An 18379-nucleotide genomic window follows, 5' to 3' on the forward strand; every position below is an offset into this window, starting at 1 on the left:
GATCATTGCGAAAGCTGTTGCCGGGTTAGCAGCTTTGCGACAAGGTATTTCAAAGTGGAGAGGAAATTGTTTACAGTCAATTTCCCGCTCATTACAATTCGCCGCGCCCATCAAATTGAAATACTGCCTTGTTAGCTGACATCGGTTTAGCCATCAGCAGGTGATGGGTGCAAAATAGCCAATGCGGAAGGTGGGGCTTCCCGATGGTGCATGAACAGGCTAGCGTCCGCTCGTGCATGTTGACCAACAAAACCAAGAGTTCCTGATATGACCATCCAACTGAAACGAGCAAGCCTTGCCGTCGCCCTGTCCATGCTGGCCGGCGCCACCTTTGCCAAGGACTTCACCCCGGCCGTGATCTACGATCAGGCCGGCAAGTTTGACAAGAGCTTCAACGAAGCGGCGTTCAACGGCGCAGAGCGTTTCAAGAAGGAATTCAAGATCAGCTATCGTGAAGGCACCATTGCCTCCGAAGCCCAAAAGGAACAGCTGCTGCGCAATCTGGCGCGCAAGGATGCTGACCTGATCGTTTCCGTCGGCTTCTCCTTTACCCAGGCGGTGGAAACCGTGGCCAAGGAATTCCCCAAGGTGAAATTCACCATTATTGACTCCGTGGCCAAGGGTCCGAACGTACAGAGCATCGTGTTCAAGGAACAGGAAGGCTCCTTCCTGGTGGGCATGGCGGCTGCCATGGCCTCCAAGTCCGGCAAGGTAGGGTATATCGGTGGCATGGATGTGCCGCTGATCCGCGCCTTTGGCTGTGGCTATGTGCAGGGTGTCAAATACGCCAACAAGAAGGCTGAGGTCATCCAGAACATGACCGGTACCACCCCGCAGGCCTTCAATGACCCGGCACGCGGCACCGAGCTGGCCAAGAGCCAGTTTGACCGTGGCGTGGACGTGGTATTCGCTGCCGCCGGCGGCACCGGCCTGGGTGTGTTGCAGGCTGCCAAGACCGCCAACAAGCTGTCCATCGGCGTGGACAGCAACCAGAACCACCTCTATCCGGGCTTTGTGCTGACCTCCATGGTCAAGCGCGTGGACAATGCGGTGTACGACACCTTCAAGTCGGCCAAGGATGGCAGCTGGAAGCCGGAAGTCAAGGTCATGGGCCTGAAGGAAGGCGGCGTGGACTGGGCGCTGGACAGCAATAACCGCAAGCTGATCTCCGCCGACATGGAAAAGAAAATCGGCGCAGCCAAGAAGGACATCATCAGTGGCAAGCTCAGCGTGGTGGACTACCGCGCCAACAACAGCTGCCCGGTGAAATAACTCTCTAGATCATCTTTTCCCGGCTGCGGCCCGGGAGGACTGCAGGCACGATGGCTCAGGCTATCGTGCCTGTTTGGTTCTTGCGGGGTCGTCAGCCGGATTCATGGAAATCGGGAACATACGGGCATGACTGATTTCGCCATCGAGCTGAACGGCATCTGCAAGCGCTTCGGCGCAGTGCAGGCCAATCGCGATGTCTCAATGAACATCGCCAAGGGCTCCATACACGGCATCATCGGCGAGAATGGTGCGGGCAAATCCACCCTGATGAGCATTCTGTACGGCTATTACCAGGCCGACAGCGGCAGCATCGCGGTGGATGGCAAGACCGTGCGCATCCGCAACAGCCAGGAAGCCATCCGGCTGGGCATCGGCATGGTGCATCAGCATTTCATGCTGGTGGACAATTTCACCGTGCTGGAAAACATCGTGCTGGGGGCCGAGGGTGGCCTGCTGCTCAAGCAGGGCCTGGCCAAGGCGCGCGAACACCTGCAGGCACTGAACCGCGACTATTCGCTGGAGGTCGATCCGGACGCCATCGTTGGCGAGCTGGGCGTGGGCCTGCAACAGCGGGTGGAAATCCTCAAGGCGCTGTATCGCGGTGCCGATGTGCTGATTCTGGACGAACCGACCGCCGTGCTGACGCCGCAAGAGGCCGATCACCTGTTCTGCATCCTGCGTGCGCTGCGCGAGCAGGGCAAGACGGTGATCCTGATCACCCACAAGCTGCGCGAGGTGATGGACATCACCGACGCGGTGAGCGTGATGCGTGCCGGCACCGTGGTGGGCAATGTGCGCACTGCCGATGTCGACAAGGAAAAACTGGCCGACCTGATGGTGGGGCGCAAGGTCACGCTGAAAGTGGACAAGGCCGAGCGCGCCCCCGGTGCCGCGGTGCTGGACGTGCGCCAGCTGTGCCTGACCGATGCGCGTGGCGTCAAGCTGCTGGACGACTTGAACTTCCAGGTGCGCGCCGGCGAGATCGTCGGCATTGCCGGGGTGTCCGGCAATGGACAGTCCGAGCTGCTGGAAGTGCTGGCCGGCATGCTGGAGCCGACTTCCGGTGAAATCCGCTACCAGGGGGCGGATCTGCTGCAGGAAAAAACCACGCAGCCGCGGGCGGCGCTGTACCGCAGGAAGGGCATCGCCCATGTGCCGGAAGACCGTTCGCGCGAGGGGCTGGTGAAGTCTTTCCCCATGTTCGAGAACGCCATTCTCGGTTATCACGACGACAAGAGCGTCAGCAAGGGTGGCTTGTATTCTCGCCAGGCTCTGCTGGCGCGCACCCGCGACTTTATCCGCCAGTTTGATATCCGGCCGGACAATGCCCAGCTGCGCGTCGGGCTGCTGTCGGGCGGCAATCAGCAAAAAGTGGTGCTGGCACGCGAGATTCATGCCAATCCGGACTTGCTGTTGATCGGCCAGCCGACCCGTGGCGTGGATATCGGTGCCATCGAGTTCATCCACAAACGGCTGGTGGAGCTGCGCGATGCCGGCAAGGCCATCCTGCTGGTGTCGGTGGAACTGGAAGAGATTCTGGCCTTGTCCGACCGCATCCTGGTGATGGCGGGCGGGCAGATCAGTGGCGAAGTGGCGGCCAGGGAAGCCGACACCGTATCGCTAGGCTTGTTGATGGGGGGGCATAAACAGTGAAATTCGGACAACCGTCCACCTTGCCGCGCTGGGCACAGCTGACTGTGCTGCCGGTACTCAATCTGCTGGCGGCCTTGCTGGTCACCGGCCTGGTGACCTGGCTGATTGGCGAAGATCCGTGGGAATGCCTGCAGCTCTTGGTGAGCGGCGCCTTTGGTAGTGGCGAGGGCATAGGCTACACCCTGTTCTACACCACCGGCTTCATCTTTACCGGGCTGGCCGTGGCCACGGCATTTCATGCCGGGCTGTTCAATATCGGTGGGGAAGGGCAGGCTTATCTGGCCGGCCTGGGGGTGACGCTGGTGGTGCTGGCGTTTGACCACACCCTGCCGCCGATGGTGCTGGTGCCGCTGTGCATCCTGGCCGCCATGGGTTTTGGCGCGGCCTGGGCCTTTGTTCCGGGCTGGCTGCAGGCCAAACGCGGCAGCCATATCGTGGTTACCACCATCATGTTCAACTTCATCGCCTATTCGCTGATGTTGTACCTGATCGGTCACCACCTGATCGAAGCCGGTTCGCAAAACCCCACCACCCGCGAGTTTGGCCAGGCTTCATGGATTCCGGCCATCCACCAGGTGGCTGCCGGCATGGGCATCAGCCTGCCCAGCACGCCGCTGAACCTGACTTTTGTCATGGCCTTGCTGGCCTGCGGCCTGTTTTACCTGCTGGTGTGGCATAGCCGCTGGGGCTTCCAGCTGCGCACCGTGGGGGTGAATGAAAGCGCGGCGCGCTATGCCGGCATCAATGTCAGCAAGACCATCATCCTGGCGATGTGTGTGTCTGGTGCGCTGTCCGGCTTTGCCGCCATCAACGAGCTGCTGGGTTCCACCCACCGCATGAATGTGTCCTTCACCAATGGCGTGGGCTTTGTCGGCATTGCCGTGGCGCTGATGGGGCGCAACCACCCGGTGGGCATCATCCTGTCGGCCCTGCTGTTTGGCGGCCTGACCCAGGGCGGGCTGGAGCTGTCGTTTGAAAAGCCGGTGATCACCCGTGAAATGATCATCTTCATCCAGGGCCTGATCATCCTGTTTTGCGGTGCGCTGGAAAACCTGTTCGAGCCGTTTATCGCCGGCCTGTTCAAGCGCAAGGAGGACAAATAATGGAGCAGCTGTTCAGCTTGCTGGATTCGACCATCCGCGTCGCCACGCCGCTGGTGCTGGCGGCGCTGGCCGGCATGTTCTCCGAGCGCTCCGGCGTGGTGGACATCGGCCTGGAAGGCAAGATGCTGGTGGCGGCTTTTGCTGCTGCCGCCGCCGCCTTTGTCACGCATTCGCCCTGGCTGGGCCTGCTGGCCGGCATCATGGCCTCGGTCAGCCTGGCCATGGTGCATGCCTTTGTCTCGGTCACCTATAACGGCAACCAGCTGATCTCCGGCATGGCCATCAACACCATTGCCTCCGGCATCACGCCGGTGCTGGGGCTGGCCTGGTTCCAGCAGGGCGGCAATACCCCGCAGCTGGATGATGACTCGCGCTTTCACGACATCAGCCTGCCGTTTGCCGATGCGCTGTCGAATGTGCCGCTAGTCGGCCATGTCTACAGCAAGCTCTTGTCCGGGCACAGCATTCTGGTCTATCTCACCATCCTGATCATCCCCGTGGTGAGCTGGGTGGTGTATCGCAGCCGCTTTGGCCTGCGCCTGCGTGCGGTGGGTGAAAACCCGCATGCCGCCGATACCGCTGGCGTGTCGGTGGCGCGGGTACGCTATATCGCGCTGTTCTGGGGCGGTGTGCTGTGCGGGATGGCCGGGACTTTCCTGTCGGTATACCAGACCGGCAGCTTTATCAAGGAAATGACCGCCGGCAAGGGCTTTCTGGCGCTGGCTGCGCTGATTTTCGGCAAATGGCGGCCGCTGCCCGCCGTGCTGGGCTGCCTGTTGTTTGCCTTTGCCGATGCGCTGCAAATCCGGCTGGAAGGGGTGGACCTGCCCGTGGTCGGCCAGATTCCCTCGCAGGCCATCCAGGTGATTCCCTATGTGCTGACCGTGCTGCTGCTGGCTGGCTTTGTCGGTCGCGCCGTGGCGCCCAAGGCCATTGGCGTGCCGTTTGTAAAGTCACGCTAGACAGTCAGACGGCCCATGTGGTGCGTACCCGCAAAAACCGGCCCTGGCCGGTTTTTTTGCGTCTCATGCTGATGGACTGCTGCTGGCAGGTCGAAAAGTCCAGTGAAGTGCACTACAACGAGGATAGTGTGCCAGCCTGCCTGGGCGGTGTCTGGCCAACGATAACAAACAAGGGCTGCAACCGTCAGCCCAATCCTGGGGAATGCCATGTGGCTGGCCATGCTGACACTGATCCTGGTGGGATGTACTGTCGCCGCACTGGCCGGCGTGCTGGGTGGCGCGCTGCGCCAGCACGATCCGGAAGCCATGGCCGGACAGGGTCAGCCCGCAGGGGATAGCGTGCTGGGCAAGGTGGCGGCCATCCGCAAGACGCGGGACGACTCCTGGACCCGCCGTCCCTGGCCCTATATCCGCGACCGGCTGACCTTTCCGCCGCTGGATATCCCCGCGGTCATCCTGCATAGCAGCATCACCCCCGGCAAGTGCTACCGCGTGGATCCCGTCACCCTGACCTGTACCTGCAGCTATTTCCTGCTGCGCGGTTCCCATGCCGCCGTCGGCAGCAAGGAAAGGCTGTGTCGTCATCTGCGCAAGGTCTATGCCGAGCGCGGCGCGCTGCCGGCGGTGGTCAATATGGTGTTGCTGGATGATGTGCATTTCTGCGAGACCGACCAGTTGTGGTCGGGCGAGGTGGAAGGGGTGCCGGTGGCCATCGCCTGGCGCGAAGGCGACCCGTGGGTCACCATCTACACCCGCAGCAATGCCCTTAACCAGCCGCCGGAATTCCAGCGCTACAACTTTCACCTCGACCATGCCAGCTGGGCTGACAGCCGCGCGCCCAAGTACAACGCCACCGCCATCCGCCAGATGCTGGCCGACTGGTTTGGCGACCGCAAGCTGATGGCCTGAGCCGCGCGGCTTTTCCTTCACGGCGGATTGGCCACGCAGCCTAGCGGATGCCTTTGCGCGGCTTGCCGGTCGCGGTCCTGGTCTTGCTTGGGGTGGGGCTGCTGTTCTGGGTGGAAAAATACTGTTGCAGATAGTGTTCCAGTGCGGCGGCATCCAGCGGCCGGGAGTAGAAGTAGCCCTGAAAGGTATCGCAGCCGTTTTCCCGCAGAAAAGCCACTTGTTCCATCTCTTCCACCCCTTCGGCGGTGATGCCCAGCATCAGGCTTTTGGCCAGCATGATGATGGCCTTGCACACGGCGGAGTCCTGCATCAGTGCCGGCGTATTGCAGATAAAGGAGCGGTCGATTTTCAGCCGGTCCACTGCCAGGTCTTTCAGCACGGCCATGGACGAGTAGCCGGTGCCGAAATCGTCAATGGCCACGGACACGCCCACGGCTTTCAGTTCTTTCAGGATGCGTTTGCTGTCCTCCAGTGATTGCAGCACGCTTTCGGTGATTTCCAGCTCCAGCAGATGGGGTGGCAGGCCGGAGTGTTCCAGCTCCGCCGCCACGCGCTGGCGAAAATCGGCCTCGACAAATTGCATGACCGATACATTGACCGCAACCTTGAGCGGGTAATGGAAGGTGGTGTTCCAGCGCTGGGCCTCGATACAGGCCTGTTGCAGCACCCAGCTGCCGATCTCCTGGATCAGCCCGCATTCCTCGGCCACCGGGATGAAAATCGCCGGAGGGATGTCCTGCCCGCCATCCTGCCAGCGCAGCAGGGCTTCGAAGCCGATCAGCACGCTATCCTCCACCCGGATCAGCGGCTGGTAGTGCAGGGTAAAGTGCTGTTCCTTGACCGCCTGGCGCAGCCGCTGTTCCAGCCGCAGCCGTTCGTGCACTTTTTCCGCCATGGATTCATCAAAGGTGCAATAGCGCCGCTTGCCGGATTCCTTTGCCTCGTACATGGCGCTGTCGGCGGCGCTGAGCAGTTTTTCCGCGGTGCGGCCATGCTGCGGGTACATGGCAATGCCGATGCTGCAGGTCACCACGATGGTTTCATCGCGGGCTTGCATCGGCTGTTCCAGCTTTTCCAGCAGGCGCCCGGCAATCGCCGTGCAGTCCTCCTCGCTGCTGTGCGGGCAGATGATGAAAAATTCGTCGCCGCCAAAACGCACCGGGATGTCGGAACGGCGCACGGTTTCACGAATGCGCTGCGCTACCACTTTCAGCAGCTGGTCGCCGGTGGCGTGTCCCAGCCCGTCGTTGATCAGCTTGAAGCCGTCCAGGTCGATGAATAGCAGTCCCATGCGGCTGCCATTCATTTCCGCCCGCTGCAGTTCGATGGCCAGCTGCTCGTTCAGCAGGTAGCGATTGCCCAGCTCGGTCAGCGCATCATGAAAAGCCATGCGGTTGAGCTCGATTTCGGCTTTCTTGATGGAGCTGACATCGGTGCAGCCAATGATGTAGTGCGAGGGAAATTCATTGTCGTAAGACACCAGGCAGATGTGTTCCCAGGCCGGGAACTGCTCGCCGTTCTTGCGCTGGCACATCACTTCGCCATGCCATCCCACTTCTTTCATCTGGCTGATGCTGTGGTAAAAGTCCGGCGTGTGCTTTTTGACATGCAGCAGTTCGTCGATGTCCTGACCGAGGATTTCCAGCAGGGAAAAACCGGTCATGCGCAAAAAGGCCGGATTGGCCGATTTCACCAGCCGCTCGGCATCGATCACCACGATTCCTTCTGCCGTGGACTGGAATACCGCGCCGGCTTGCTGCAGCAGCTGTTCGGACTTGATGCGTTCGCTGATGTCGCGCAGCACGCCAATCTGCTTGGCGCTTTCCTGCCATTGCGGCTCGTACTCCTGTACCGACATCTCCACCCATACCGCTTCGCCATCGTCCGGGGTGATGGTGGTGATCATGTCGACGCGCCCACGGTCCTTCAGCAACTGGTTCAGCCGGCTCTGGTCGGCGTGTTCCAGCAGGCGCAGGAACGGCGGTGCGGCTTCCTGGCGCGGCTCCATGGCCAGGCCGGTGATCTTGCCGAAATAGCCCTGGCCGGTAAACAGCGATTGCTGCTGGTCCCATTCCCAGATGCCCAGCTGGGCGGTTTCCACCGCCAGCATCAGCAGCTTCTGCTGCTTGTGCACTTCGCGTTCGGCGGTGCGACAGGCCAGCGCCATACGGATGGTGGCGTTCAGTTCGCGCAGTTCGAAGGGTTTGAGCAGATAGCCGTAGGGCGCACTTTTTTCCGCCTGCTGCAGGATGTTCTCTTCGGCAAAGGCGGTCAGGTACACCACGGGGATGTCCAGTTGCTGGCGGATGTGCAGGGCGGCGGCGGTGCCGGACATGCCGCCTTCCAGGTGGATGTCCATCAGGATCAGGTCGGGCCGTAGTTCGGCCGCGCTGCGGATGGCCTCCTCGCCGGAGGCGCAGTTGGCGACAACCTCGAAGCCCAGGCTTTGCAAGGCGATTTTCAGATCCAGCGCCACGATGCGCTCATCTTCTACGATCTGGATGCGGTGGGCCATGCTTACTCCCGGATGAGGTCTGGAATGGTCAGGGTGAAACAGCAGCCTTGATCCGGTGCGGTTTCCAGGGTCAGTGTCGCCTTGAGTTGCTCGCTCAGCATGGGCAGGAGCTGAAAGCCCAGCGTGCTGGCATGTCCCAGCGACACGCCGGGCGGGCAGCCCTGGCCATCGTCGCGTATCTCCAGCACCACGCTGGCGGCGCTGCGCATGTGTATGGCCACCTTGCCGGGACGGCCGGGGCGGAAGGCATGCTTGCAGGCATTGACCACGATTTCGTTGAGGATCAGCCCGAAGGGAATGCTGTTTTGCAATTCCAGATAGGCTTCTTCTCCCTCGCGTTGAAAGCTGAAGGCGATATGGTTGCCATAGCCGGTGCTGACATCGCGCAGCAGATGGATCAGCCGTTCGACATACACCGACATCGGGATGCGCGAGAAGTCATTGCGCTCGTACAGCAACTGGTGGATCAGCGCCATCGAACGCACATGGTTCTGGCTGTCCAGCAAGGCCTTGTTGACCTCGGCCGTGGCATTGCGTGATTGCAGGCTGAGCAGGCTGGAGATCACCTGCAGATTGTTCTTTACCCGGTGATGCACCTCGCCTAGCAGCACGGTTTTTTCCTGCAGCGCCTTTTCCAGTTCCAGCTTGGCATAGTAGCGCTCGGATACATCGGAAATGCAGGCCAGCGTCAGCACTTCCTCGCCCACCTGCATCGGGTTGAGGCCGATTTCACAGGGAAACTGCGAGCCATCGCGGCGCTGGGCAAACAGCGGTTTGCGATTGGCCATGCCGCGGGCCGATGGCGCGGTGAAAAACTGTGTGACATAGCTGTTGTGGGTGGCGCGGAAGTGATCGGGCAGCAGGCTGGACAGTTTTTCGCCCACCAGCTCGCGCCGGCTGTAACCGAACAGCTGCTCCATGCGGGTGTTGATCAGGCGGATGATGCCGTGCTGATCCACCATCATCAGCCCGTCCGGGGTGGACTCCACCACTTCCCGGAAATAGGTTTCGCTGATTTGCAAGGCCAGTTCGTTTTGCTTGCGGTCCGTGATGTCGATGCCGGAGGCGATCAGGTTGCTGATGGCACCATTTTCATCGTGCAGGGGGCGCAGCATGAAATCGATGATCATGCGGCTGTCGTTCTTCATGCGCACCACCACGTCGTAGCGCACGGTTTCACCGCTGGCGGCACGGGCAATGGCCTGTTGCAGCTCGCTTTGCACCAGTGGATCGTGGTCCCACCAGTAACATTCCCAGAACAGCTTGCCCTGGACGTCGGCCAGTTCCAGCCCGGCCTGTTCCAGCGGTGCGCGGTTGGCTTCCAGCAGCACCCCCTCGCTGCTGAGCACCCCGACAAAGGTGAACAGGGCATCCAGTACCTTGCGGATGCGTTCGTTACTGACGCGGATGGCCAGCTCTGCCCGTTTTTTCAGCGAAATGTCTTCCACCATGGCAATGATGCCGCAAGGCTCGCCTTGCTTGTCAAAGCGCGGGTGGTAGCTGGCATTCCAGTAGGTGATGCAGCCGGAACCGGGAGGGATTTCGGCACTGGCTTCAAAATTGCATTCGGCCAGGCCGCTGGCCATCACCTGGTGCATGATGGCTTCCAGGCCGGGGCCGGCCTCGGGCAAAACGTCGCGCGGTGTGCGGCCGATATGGGCCTCAGGGCTCAGTCCGTTGGAGTCGGCCAGCTGGTGATTGATATGGACATAGCGCAGCTGGCTATCCAGCACCGCAATGCCGATGGGGGAGGTTGCCAGCAAGTCCGCGATCAGTTTTTCCATGCCCATGCCCCGCTATGCCGTATATGGCGACTGAATAGTCATTATGGGTAACGAAAATGAGTATTGAAAGTATTGAATTGGGCATGAGTTGATCGGCCAATGCCGCTATTGGCAGCATGGTTTTGTAGGAATGGGCAAGAATGCAAGGGCGGCAGCGGCTACGGCGCGTGGAGGCCGGGGCTGCTGGCGTCCGCTGGCGGCGGCACTGTGGGCCGGCTGCGGTAGGCAGGCATGGCTGCTGGGTGAATCTGCGGCAATGAATATGCAGTGATGGCGATTATTCAGAATGCGGCGATTATTTTATTCCGGTTTTAATATATTCATTCGGATGGCCGAATAAATGAAGCGGTCTCCGTTCGGATTTTCGGATGAATATAACTACTGTACCAATATCCATAAAACCTGCGTTGCGCCGAATAGATGAACTGTTTAGCATGCACCCGTTGTCAGATCAAAGATTATCAGCGTGTCGCTTGACAGGATAATGTCACGGCTTTGATAGTCACGCATAAATATGTGAAACCAACGGGAAAATCATCGTGTCAGAAAATCAAGGTGACAAAAAGCTGCAGCGCGGGCTTGAGGCACGGCACATCGAGCTGATCGCCCTGGGCGGTACCATCGGTGTCGGGCTGTTCATGGGTTCGGCCAGCACGCTTAAATGGACCGGGCCATCGGTATTGCTGGCTTATGCCATTGCCGGCGTATTTATCTTCTTCATCATGCGCACCATGGGCGAGATGCTGCATACCGAACCGGTAGCCGGCTCATTTGCCTATTACGCCTATAAATATCTCAGTCCTTACTGGGGTTATCTGACCGCCTGGGCTTATTGGCTGATGTGGATAGCGGTGGGTATTTCGGAAATCACCGCCGCCGGGGTTTATGTGCAGTACTGGTTCCCCACGGTGCCACAATGGGTGCCGGCCATTGCCTTTGTCGGCATTCTGGCGGCATCCAATCTGCTGGCGGTACGCCTGTATGGCGAATTTGAATTCTGGTTCGGCCTGATCAAGATTTCCACCATCGTGGTGATGATTCTGGTGGGCCTGAAGCTGATTCTGGTGGGCGGTGCCGACATGCCGGCCATCGGTTTTGCCAACCTCACCGCGCATAGTGGTTTCTTTGCCGGTGGCTGGCAGGGCTTCCTGTTTGCACTGTGCCTGGTGGTGGCGGCGTATCAGGGGGTGGAGCTGGTGGGCATTACCGCCGGTGAGGCCAAGAACCCGCAAGTCACGCTCAAGCGCGCCATCAATAACATCATCTGGCGCATCCTGATTTTCTATGTGGGTGCCATCTTCGTCATCGTGGCCATCTACCCGTGGAACCAGATCGGCAGCAGCGGCAGCCCATTCGTGCTGACCTTTGCCAAGGTGGGCATTGCCGCCGCAGCGGGTGTCATCAACTTCGTGGTGCTGACCGCAGCGCTGTCCGGCTGCAATAGCGGCATCTATAGCTGTGGCCGCATGCTGTACACCCTGGCGCAGAACAAGCAGCTGCCGTCCTTCCTGGCCAAGGTGTCCAAGGGCGGGGTGCCGGTCAACGCCATCTGGGTGACCATCGCCTGCATCGGCCTGGGTTCGGCGCTCAACTACATCATCCCGAATCCGGAGCGGGTATTCGTCTATGTCTACAGCGCCAGCGTGTTGCCGGGCATGGTGCCCTGGTTTGTGGTGCTGCTGTGTCAGGCCCGCTTCCGTGTGGCGCATAGCGACAAGATGGCGGCACATCCCTTCAAGTCCATCCTGTTCCCCTTCACCAACTGGCTGACCATTGCCTTCCTGGTGTGCGTGCTGTTTGGCATGCTGGTGAATCCGGACACCCGTGTCTCGCTGTTTGTCGGCAGCGGCCTGCTGCTGGCGGTGTCCGTGGTGTACAAGATGTTCAATCTGGGTCGTCATCACCAGCCGGCACTGGCTGCGGTGGAGCGTGACTGAGTGACGAGCCGGCGTGCCACTGCACGCCGTTAATGTGCAAAGGGCGTGCCTGTGGGCACGCCCTTTTTGCTGGTGAAGTCTCAGTCGAATACCGCAGTGCTGCGCTGCAGGCTGGCGCCCAGCTGGCGGATTTCGGCGACAAAGTCCGCCGCCTGCTTTTCGAATCCTGGCACCGGGCTGCTGCAGTCTTCCAGAAGGATCAGCTTGCGGGCGAAGTCTGGCCCCAGATGACGCAGCAGGCTGCGCACCGAGCTGGCCACGCAGTGTGACAAGGCTTCGCCGCCCACCAGCACGCGGTCTGCTGCCTGCAGTGCGGCCAGCTGCTGGTGGTCGAAGCAGGTGGCAGGGTCGTCGGCACGCGGCACATCGGCCTCAAAGGCGGAAAAGTGCTCGGTCAGCGGGTTCAGCCCCTTGAACAGCAGCTGCATCACCCGCAGCCGCTGGCATTCCCACTGCTGCAATGCCTGGTTCAGCTCCTGATGGATAGTGTGTCCCCAGCTGCCCACCAGGCAGTGTGGCGGCCACACATACAGCTGGCTCTGCTGCAGATAGGCGCGCACCTCGCTTAGCAGTGCCGGGTCGGCCGGCAGCCAGCGTCCGCTGTCGACATCCTCCAGGCTGATCGGGGTGTGCAGCGGCTGCTCGCCATGCGGGCCGCGCCAGAAGGCGGGGTGGGCGATGTCGTAGCGATGATGGCTGTCCAGCGTCACGGTAATGCCGTCCAGCCGCGCAGCGTGCTGCTTGATCAGCTGGGCCAGCCGCACCAGGTCGGCATTGGCGCCGCTGACCGGTAGGGCAGCGTGCGGCAGGTCACAAAAATCGTTCTGGGGATCGATGATCAACAAATGATGGCGCATGCTGGCCTCGCAGTCTGGCTGGCCGCATATTGTGCGGCAACTGCGGTTTTTTGGACAGGCGGGCGCTGGCCTGGCGCAGTGGCCGGATTGGTCTCCTCGCTGGCGCCATTTGCGCTTGGTGAACCGAGCAAGCTTGCCATGTCATCGACTTCTGGCATTATAAATTTTCATTTCAATGACTTTGAAGGAGAAATCATGGGACTGCTGGATACCCTGGGTGAAGTAGCCGGTGCCATTGCTGCGGTGGAAGCAGCCGAGAAGCTGGACCCGGATGCGGGCCTCCTGACCAAGGGCATTGCCGCTGTGGCCGGTTTCAAGGGTGCGGGCGCACTGGAAGACATGCTGGAGAAGAAGGACGACAGCGCCAGCGACGCCGCTCAGGACGACCAAGCCCAGGCTTGAGCCCGGCTTGAAGCTGCCATCAGCCAGCCCGTGCCGCACACCAGCAGCACGGGCTTTTGTCTGTCTGTCTGTCACCTGTAGCCGCCAAGCAAGGTATTGCCTTACGGCTGCTACTGTCTGCACCGGTGCGCCTTGCCTGTGCGCCACTAGGCTTTTTCCTTGGCCGCGCTAAGTAAATCACATTGTTTCATTAGCATTTTCTCTGCTAACAAGTCCAATTATTATTGGTTATGGATATAACAGGGCTCTGCTAAGGTGCTGCTCATTGCCATGACGCACTGCGGAAACCCCACCCATGACCGTTCTCGCCATTCTCGGCAGCCCCAGTAAAACCTCGCGCACCGCGCGCCTGATCGAGCGCAGCCGTGTCGCGCTGACCGCACTGGATATCGAGCTGCAAACCATCAGCATTCACGACTTCCCAGCCGATGCGCTATTGCATGGCCAGTTTTCTCATCCGCAAATCCAGGACTTCCAGCAGCGGGTCGGTGCGGCCAGCGGGCTGATCATCGCCACCCCGGTGTACAAGGCGGCTTATGCCGGTGCGCTCAAGGTGCTGCTGGACCTGATTCCCGAAGGCGGCCTCGCCGGCAAGCCGGTGCTGCCACTGGTAAGCGGCGGCAGCCCCGGCCATTTGCTGGCGGTGGATTATTCCATCAAACCGGTACTGGCCGCGCTCAAGGCCAGTGCCATCCACCAGGGGGTGTATGCGGTGGAGTCGCAAATCGGTGCCAATGCCAATGGCGAGGCCGAACTGGCCGAGGAGCTGGAACAGCGCCTGCAAACCGCCGTGCATGAGTTTGCCGCCCTGCTGGGGGTGAATGCACCGGCCCCGCATGCCCCGCGCTATGCCAACGATTTCATTTCCCGGCTGATCAGCCTGTAATTCCGGACTTCATCATGACTCTATCCCTCCTGAAAAAAACGCTGGGTCTCGCCGTGCTGGCGGGCTGGTCGCTGGCAGCCCACGCGCTGGACCTGAATGTCGGCTATCAGAAAAGTGCCATCAATCTGGTGTCACTCAAGGCGCAAGGCACGCTGGAAAAGCAGCTGGCGCCGCTGGGCGTGACGGTGAAATGGTATGAATTCCAGGCCGGCCCACCGATTCTGGAAGCCATGAATGCCGGCAGTGTCAGCATCGGCATGACCGGTGACTCACCGCCGGTATTCGCCCAGGCTGCCGGGGCCAATATCGTGTATATCGGCCAGGAGCCATCCAAGCCGGAATCGTCGGCCATTCTGCTACCGGCCGGTTCGCCCATCAAGAAACTGGCCGACCTCAAGGGCAAGCGCGTGGCCTTTACCAAGGGCTCCAGCGCGCACTACCTGACGGTGGCGGCGCTGAAGAAGGCCGGGCTGCAGTACAGCGACATCACCCCGGTATACCTGAGCCCGTCCGAGGCGCGTGCCGCCTTCGAACGCGGCAGCGTCGATGCCTGGAGCATCTGGGACCCGTACTACGCAGCGGCCACCCGTGGCGGTGGTGTGCGTGTGCTGTCCACCGGCAAGGGGCTGAGCGCCAACAACACCTTCTATCTGGCGGCACGTGACTTTGCCCAGGCCAACCCCAAGGTGATTGCCATCGTGTTCAAGGCGTTGACCGACAACAACAAACAGCTGCGTGGCGATGTGCAGCAAGTAGCCAAAACCCTGTCCGGCTACACCGGGCTGGAAGCGGAAACCTATGCCGCCATGCTCAGCCGTCACCCGGACTACAGCGTCAGCTATGTCAATGCCAAAACCATCCAGCAACAACAGCAAGTGGCCGATACCTTCCACGCACTGGGCCTGATTCCCAAGGCCATCAAGGTGCAGGACGCGGTATGGAAGCCCTGAGCGCAATTCAAGAACAAGCAAAGAACAAGACAGGAATAATGGACATGCAGATTTTCTGGTTTTTCCCCACCCATGGTGATGGTCGTTATCTGGGCAGCCCGGAAGGGGCGCGCACCGTGGATCTGGACTACCTCATCCAGATTGCCCGCGCGGCCGACAGCCTGGGTTTTGATGGCGCGCTGATTCCCACCGGCCGTTCGTGCGAAGACCCGTGGGTGACCGCCGCCACGCTGATTCCGGCCACCCGCAAGCTGAAATTCCTGGTGGCAGTGCGCCCCGGCATCATGTCGCCCACGGTGGCGGCACGCATGGCCTCCAGCTTTGACCGCCTGTCGCAAGGCCGCCTGCTGGTGAATGTGGTGGCCGGGGGCGACCCGGTGGAGCTGGCTGGCGATGGCAGCTGGCTCAGTCACGACGAGCGCTACGAAGCCGCCAGCGAATTCCTGCATATCTGGAAGGGTGTGCTGGCCGGTGACAAGGTGAATCTGGACGGCAAGCACATCAAGGTGAGCGATGCCCAGTTGCTGTATCCGCCGGTGAGCAAGCCTTATCCGCCACTGTACTTTGGCGGCTCGTCCGATGCAGCGCATGATCTGGCAGCCGAGCATGTGGATGTCTACCTCAGCTGGGGCGAGCCGCCAGCGGAAGTGGCCAAGAAGATTGCCGATGTGCGGGCGCGGGCCGCAAAACTGGGCCGCACGGTGCGCTTTGGCATCCGCCTGCACATCATCGTGCGCGAAACCAATGAAGAAGCCTGGGCTGCGGCCGACCGGCTGATCAGCCGTCTGGATGACGCCACCATTGCCAATGCGCAGAAAACCCTGGCACGCGCCGACTCGGAAGGCCAGCGCCGCATGGCTGCGCTGCATGGCGGCAGCCGTGACAAGCTGGAAATCTCGCCCAATCTGTGGGCGGGCATCGGTCTGGTGCGCGGCGGCGCAGGCACGGCGCTGGTGGGGGATGGACCCACCGTAGCCGCCCGCATGCAGGAATACGCCGAGCTGGGCATTGAAACCTTCGTGTTCTCCGGTTACCCGCATCTGGACGAAGCCTACCGTGTGGCCGAGCTGCTGTTCCCGCATCTGCCGGACCGTCTCAAGGCCAGTATCGGCCAGCAAGCAGCAGGCGAGGTGATGGCCAACCAGTTGTTGCCCAATGAAATCCGCCAGGCGGCGGCCTCCTGAGGAGCGCCCATGTCACGTTCTGTCTCATTCGCCCGCGGGCTGTGGCAGCGCCTGCTGCCCTGGCTGGTGCCGCTGTTATTGGTGATCGGCTGGCAGATTGCCTCGCTGTCCGGCTGGCTGAACCACCGGGTTCTGCCAGCACCCAGCGAAGTGCTGGTGGCCTTCTGGCAATTGCTCAGCAGTGGCGACCTGTTTCGTCATCTGGCGGTCAGTTTTGCCCGCGTGGCCAGCGGTTTTGTCATCGGTGCCGGCCTTGGTCTGGCCTTCGGCCTGCTGGCCGGGGTATCCCGGCTGGGCGAGGCATTGTTTGATACCACCTTGCAGATGCTGCGTAACATTCCGCCGCTGGCCATCCTGCCCTTGGTGATCCTGTGGTTCGGTATTGATGAATCGGCCAAGGTGTTCCTGGTGGCCTTCGGGGTGCTGTTTCCGGTCTACCTCAACACCTATCACGGCATTCGCTCGCTGGACCCGCAACTGCTGGAAATGGCGCGCAGCTATGGGCTGAGCGGTAATGCCCTGTTCCGTCAGGTGGTGCTGCCCGGTGCCTTGCCGTCGATTCTGGTGGGCATACGCTACGCACTGGGCATTGCCTGGATCATCCTGATCGTGGCGGAAACCCTGTCCGCCACCAGCGGCATCGGCTATCTGGCGTCCAATGCGCGGGAATTCCTGCAAACCGACATCGTGGTGCTGTCCATCCTGCTGTATGCCGCACTGGGCAAGGTGGTGGATGTGGCCGCCCGGGCGCTGGAAAAACGCTGGCTGCGCTGGCATCCGTCCTACTTCAAGGCCGCCTGAGGAGAGCATGATGAAACTGGATGATCTCAAGACCAGCAGTCCCATCCTGTTGCAGGGCCTGAGTCGGCGCTTTGGCGAGCGCGTGGTGCTGGATGCGCTCGACCTGCATATTCCGCAGGGACAGTTTCTGGCCATTGTCGGGCGCTCCGGCTGCGGCAAGAGCACCTTGCTGCGTTTGCTGGCCGGACTGGATCAGGCCGATGGCGGCAAGCTGCAACAGCCTGCCGGGCAAAGCGTACGGGTAATGTTTCAGGAAGCGCGTCTGCTGCCGTGGAAAAGCGTGCTGGACAATGTGGCGCTAGGCTTGCCAGCCAGCCGACGTGGCGAAGCCGAGCAAGCCTTGGCCGAAGTAGGGCTGGCTGATCGGGCGCAGGAATGGCCGGCCCGGTTATCCGGCGGTCAGCGCCAGCGGGTGGCATTGGCGCGGGCGCTGGTGCATCAGCCCTCGCTGCTGTTGCTGGACGAACCCTTGGGCGCGCTTGATGCGCTCACCCGGCTGGAAATGCAGGGCCTGATCGAGCGCCTGTGGCAGCAGCATGGCTGCACCACGGTGCTGGTGACGCACGATGTCAGCGAAGCCGTAACCCTGGCCGACCGCGTGGTCCTGCTGGAAGCGGGCCGCGTGGCGCTGGATTTGCCGGTGGAGCTGCCGCGCAGCCGCGACCCGGCCGATAGCCGCTTTGTCGCGCTGGAGCAGCACATCCTGCAGCGCGTGCTGCAAGGGCCTTCCTTTACTACCCCGTTAATCAATGAAACACCGCTCGCGTCGCTGCATTTCTCGCAGCTGCACTGGGCCTTGTAACCCTATTACACAGAAAGCAGAGCATGAGCATTCAATCCATCAATGTCCGCAACCAGTTCAAGGGCGTGATCAAGGAAATCATCGAAGGGCCGGTCTTGTCCGAGGTGGATGTGGAAACTCCGTCCGGCATTGTCACCTCGGTAATCACCACCCGCTCGGTGCGCGAGCTGCAGCTGAAGGTGGGCTCGCCGGTGGTGGCCTTCGTCAAATCCACCGAAGTATCGATCGCCACCCTGGCCTGAGTGGACATTGGTCTTCCAGCGCAGGCTGGCCGTCTTGGCCTGTGCTGGAAGACAAGCGCATGCAGTTTTCTGTATCCAATATTCTCCAAAACGATATACAACAAAATTTTTATTATTTTT

16 protein-coding genes are annotated in these 18379 nt (G+C 60.9%); 13 read left to right on the plus strand and 3 right to left on the minus strand.

Features of this window, described 5'->3' with window-relative positions; genetic code table 11:
- Positions 1 to 267: 267 nt before the first annotated feature.
- The 5 genes from JHD64_RS12235 to JHD64_RS12255 all read left to right on the plus strand — a co-directional run bounded on the left by JHD64_RS12235 (position 268) and on the right by JHD64_RS12255 (position 5899).
- The gene (locus JHD64_RS12235) at positions 268 to 1272 is read left to right on the plus strand and encodes a BMP family protein (protein WP_059285556.1); all 1005 of its coding nucleotides are present in this window, start codon (positions 268 to 270) and stop codon (positions 1270 to 1272) included.
- A gap of 126 nt (positions 1273 to 1398) precedes the next feature.
- Positions 1399 to 2925 carry an ABC transporter ATP-binding protein gene (locus JHD64_RS12240; RefSeq protein WP_199053393.1) on the plus strand — a complete coding sequence of 509 codons (1527 nt, stop codon included), beginning with the start codon at positions 1399 to 1401 and terminating at the stop codon, positions 2923 to 2925.
- Positions 2922 to 4028 carry an ABC transporter permease gene (locus tag JHD64_RS12245; RefSeq protein ID WP_082693366.1) on the plus strand — a complete coding sequence of 369 codons (1107 nt, stop codon included), beginning with the start codon at positions 2922 to 2924 and terminating at the stop codon, positions 4026 to 4028. The genes JHD64_RS12240 and JHD64_RS12245 overlap by 4 nt, the downstream gene beginning before the upstream one ends.
- Complete coding sequence (locus JHD64_RS12250) at positions 4028 to 4990, plus strand: ABC transporter permease (protein ID WP_110313681.1); 963 nt, start codon at positions 4028 to 4030, stop codon at positions 4988 to 4990. The genes JHD64_RS12245 and JHD64_RS12250 overlap by 1 nt, the downstream gene beginning before the upstream one ends.
- A gap of 207 nt (positions 4991 to 5197) precedes the next feature.
- Complete coding sequence (locus tag JHD64_RS12255) at positions 5198 to 5899, plus strand: hypothetical protein (protein ID WP_059285557.1); 702 nt, start codon at positions 5198 to 5200, stop codon at positions 5897 to 5899.
- A 40-nt stretch (positions 5900 to 5939) separates the two neighbouring features.
- Here the strand turns inward: JHD64_RS12255 and JHD64_RS12260 are convergent, their stop codons facing one another.
- Entirely contained in the window at positions 5940 to 8414 is a 2475-nt protein-coding gene (locus JHD64_RS12260; RefSeq protein WP_199053394.1) for an EAL domain-containing protein, read from the minus strand.
- A gap of 2 nt (positions 8415 to 8416) precedes the next feature.
- Positions 8417 to 10198 carry a PAS domain S-box protein gene (locus tag JHD64_RS12265; RefSeq protein WP_199053395.1) on the minus strand — a complete coding sequence of 594 codons (1782 nt, stop codon included), beginning with the start codon at positions 10196 to 10198 and terminating at the stop codon, positions 8417 to 8419.
- A 539-nt stretch (positions 10199 to 10737) separates the two neighbouring features.
- Here JHD64_RS12265 and JHD64_RS12270 point away from each other — a divergent pair.
- Positions 10738 to 12135: an amino acid permease gene (locus JHD64_RS12270; RefSeq protein ID WP_199053396.1), complete on the plus strand. Its 1398-nt coding sequence runs from the start codon at positions 10738 to 10740 to the stop codon at positions 12133 to 12135.
- A gap of 80 nt (positions 12136 to 12215) precedes the next feature.
- On the opposite strand, the gene JHD64_RS12275 is transcribed toward JHD64_RS12270, so the two are convergent.
- On the minus strand, positions 12216 to 12992 hold the full coding sequence (locus JHD64_RS12275; protein ID WP_199053397.1) for an isochorismatase family protein: 777 nt from the start codon (positions 12990 to 12992) through the stop codon (positions 12216 to 12218).
- Positions 12993 to 13187: 195 nt separating this feature from the next.
- Here JHD64_RS12275 and JHD64_RS12280 point away from each other — a divergent pair, with 195 nt between their 5' ends.
- From JHD64_RS12280 to JHD64_RS12310, 7 genes are all read left to right on the plus strand, one after another.
- Positions 13188 to 13394 carry a hypothetical protein gene (locus JHD64_RS12280; RefSeq protein ID WP_103525752.1) on the plus strand — a complete coding sequence of 69 codons (207 nt, stop codon included), beginning with the start codon at positions 13188 to 13190 and terminating at the stop codon, positions 13392 to 13394.
- A gap of 295 nt (positions 13395 to 13689) precedes the next feature.
- The gene (gene ssuE, locus JHD64_RS12285; RefSeq protein WP_199053398.1) at positions 13690 to 14280 is read left to right on the plus strand and encodes an NADPH-dependent FMN reductase; all 591 of its coding nucleotides are present in this window, start codon (positions 13690 to 13692) and stop codon (positions 14278 to 14280) included.
- A gap of 14 nt (positions 14281 to 14294) precedes the next feature.
- Positions 14295 to 15230, plus strand: coding sequence for a sulfonate ABC transporter substrate-binding protein (locus tag JHD64_RS12290; RefSeq protein ID WP_199053399.1), 936 nt, complete (start codon positions 14295 to 14297; stop codon positions 15228 to 15230).
- A gap of 44 nt (positions 15231 to 15274) precedes the next feature.
- A complete protein-coding gene (gene ssuD / locus JHD64_RS12295; RefSeq protein ID WP_199053400.1) occupies positions 15275 to 16414 on the plus strand; it encodes an FMNH2-dependent alkanesulfonate monooxygenase in 1140 nt (379 codons plus the stop codon).
- Between the two features lie 9 nt (positions 16415 to 16423).
- Complete coding sequence (gene ssuC, locus JHD64_RS12300; RefSeq protein ID WP_199053401.1) at positions 16424 to 17215, plus strand: aliphatic sulfonate ABC transporter permease SsuC; 792 nt, start codon at positions 16424 to 16426, stop codon at positions 17213 to 17215.
- 10 nt (positions 17216 to 17225) lie between these two features.
- A complete protein-coding gene (locus tag JHD64_RS12305; protein ID WP_199053402.1) occupies positions 17226 to 18017 on the plus strand; it encodes an ATP-binding cassette domain-containing protein in 792 nt (263 codons plus the stop codon).
- 23 nt (positions 18018 to 18040) lie between these two features.
- Positions 18041 to 18259: a molybdopterin-binding protein gene (locus JHD64_RS12310; RefSeq protein ID WP_103525746.1), complete on the plus strand. Its 219-nt coding sequence runs from the start codon at positions 18041 to 18043 to the stop codon at positions 18257 to 18259.
- The last annotated feature ends 120 nt before the right edge of the window (positions 18260 to 18379 follow it).

Origin of the sequence: Aquitalea sp. ASV15 (assembly GCF_016429115.1) — a bacterium.
GTDB lineage: Bacteria > Pseudomonadota > Gammaproteobacteria > Burkholderiales > Chromobacteriaceae > Aquitalea > Aquitalea magnusonii.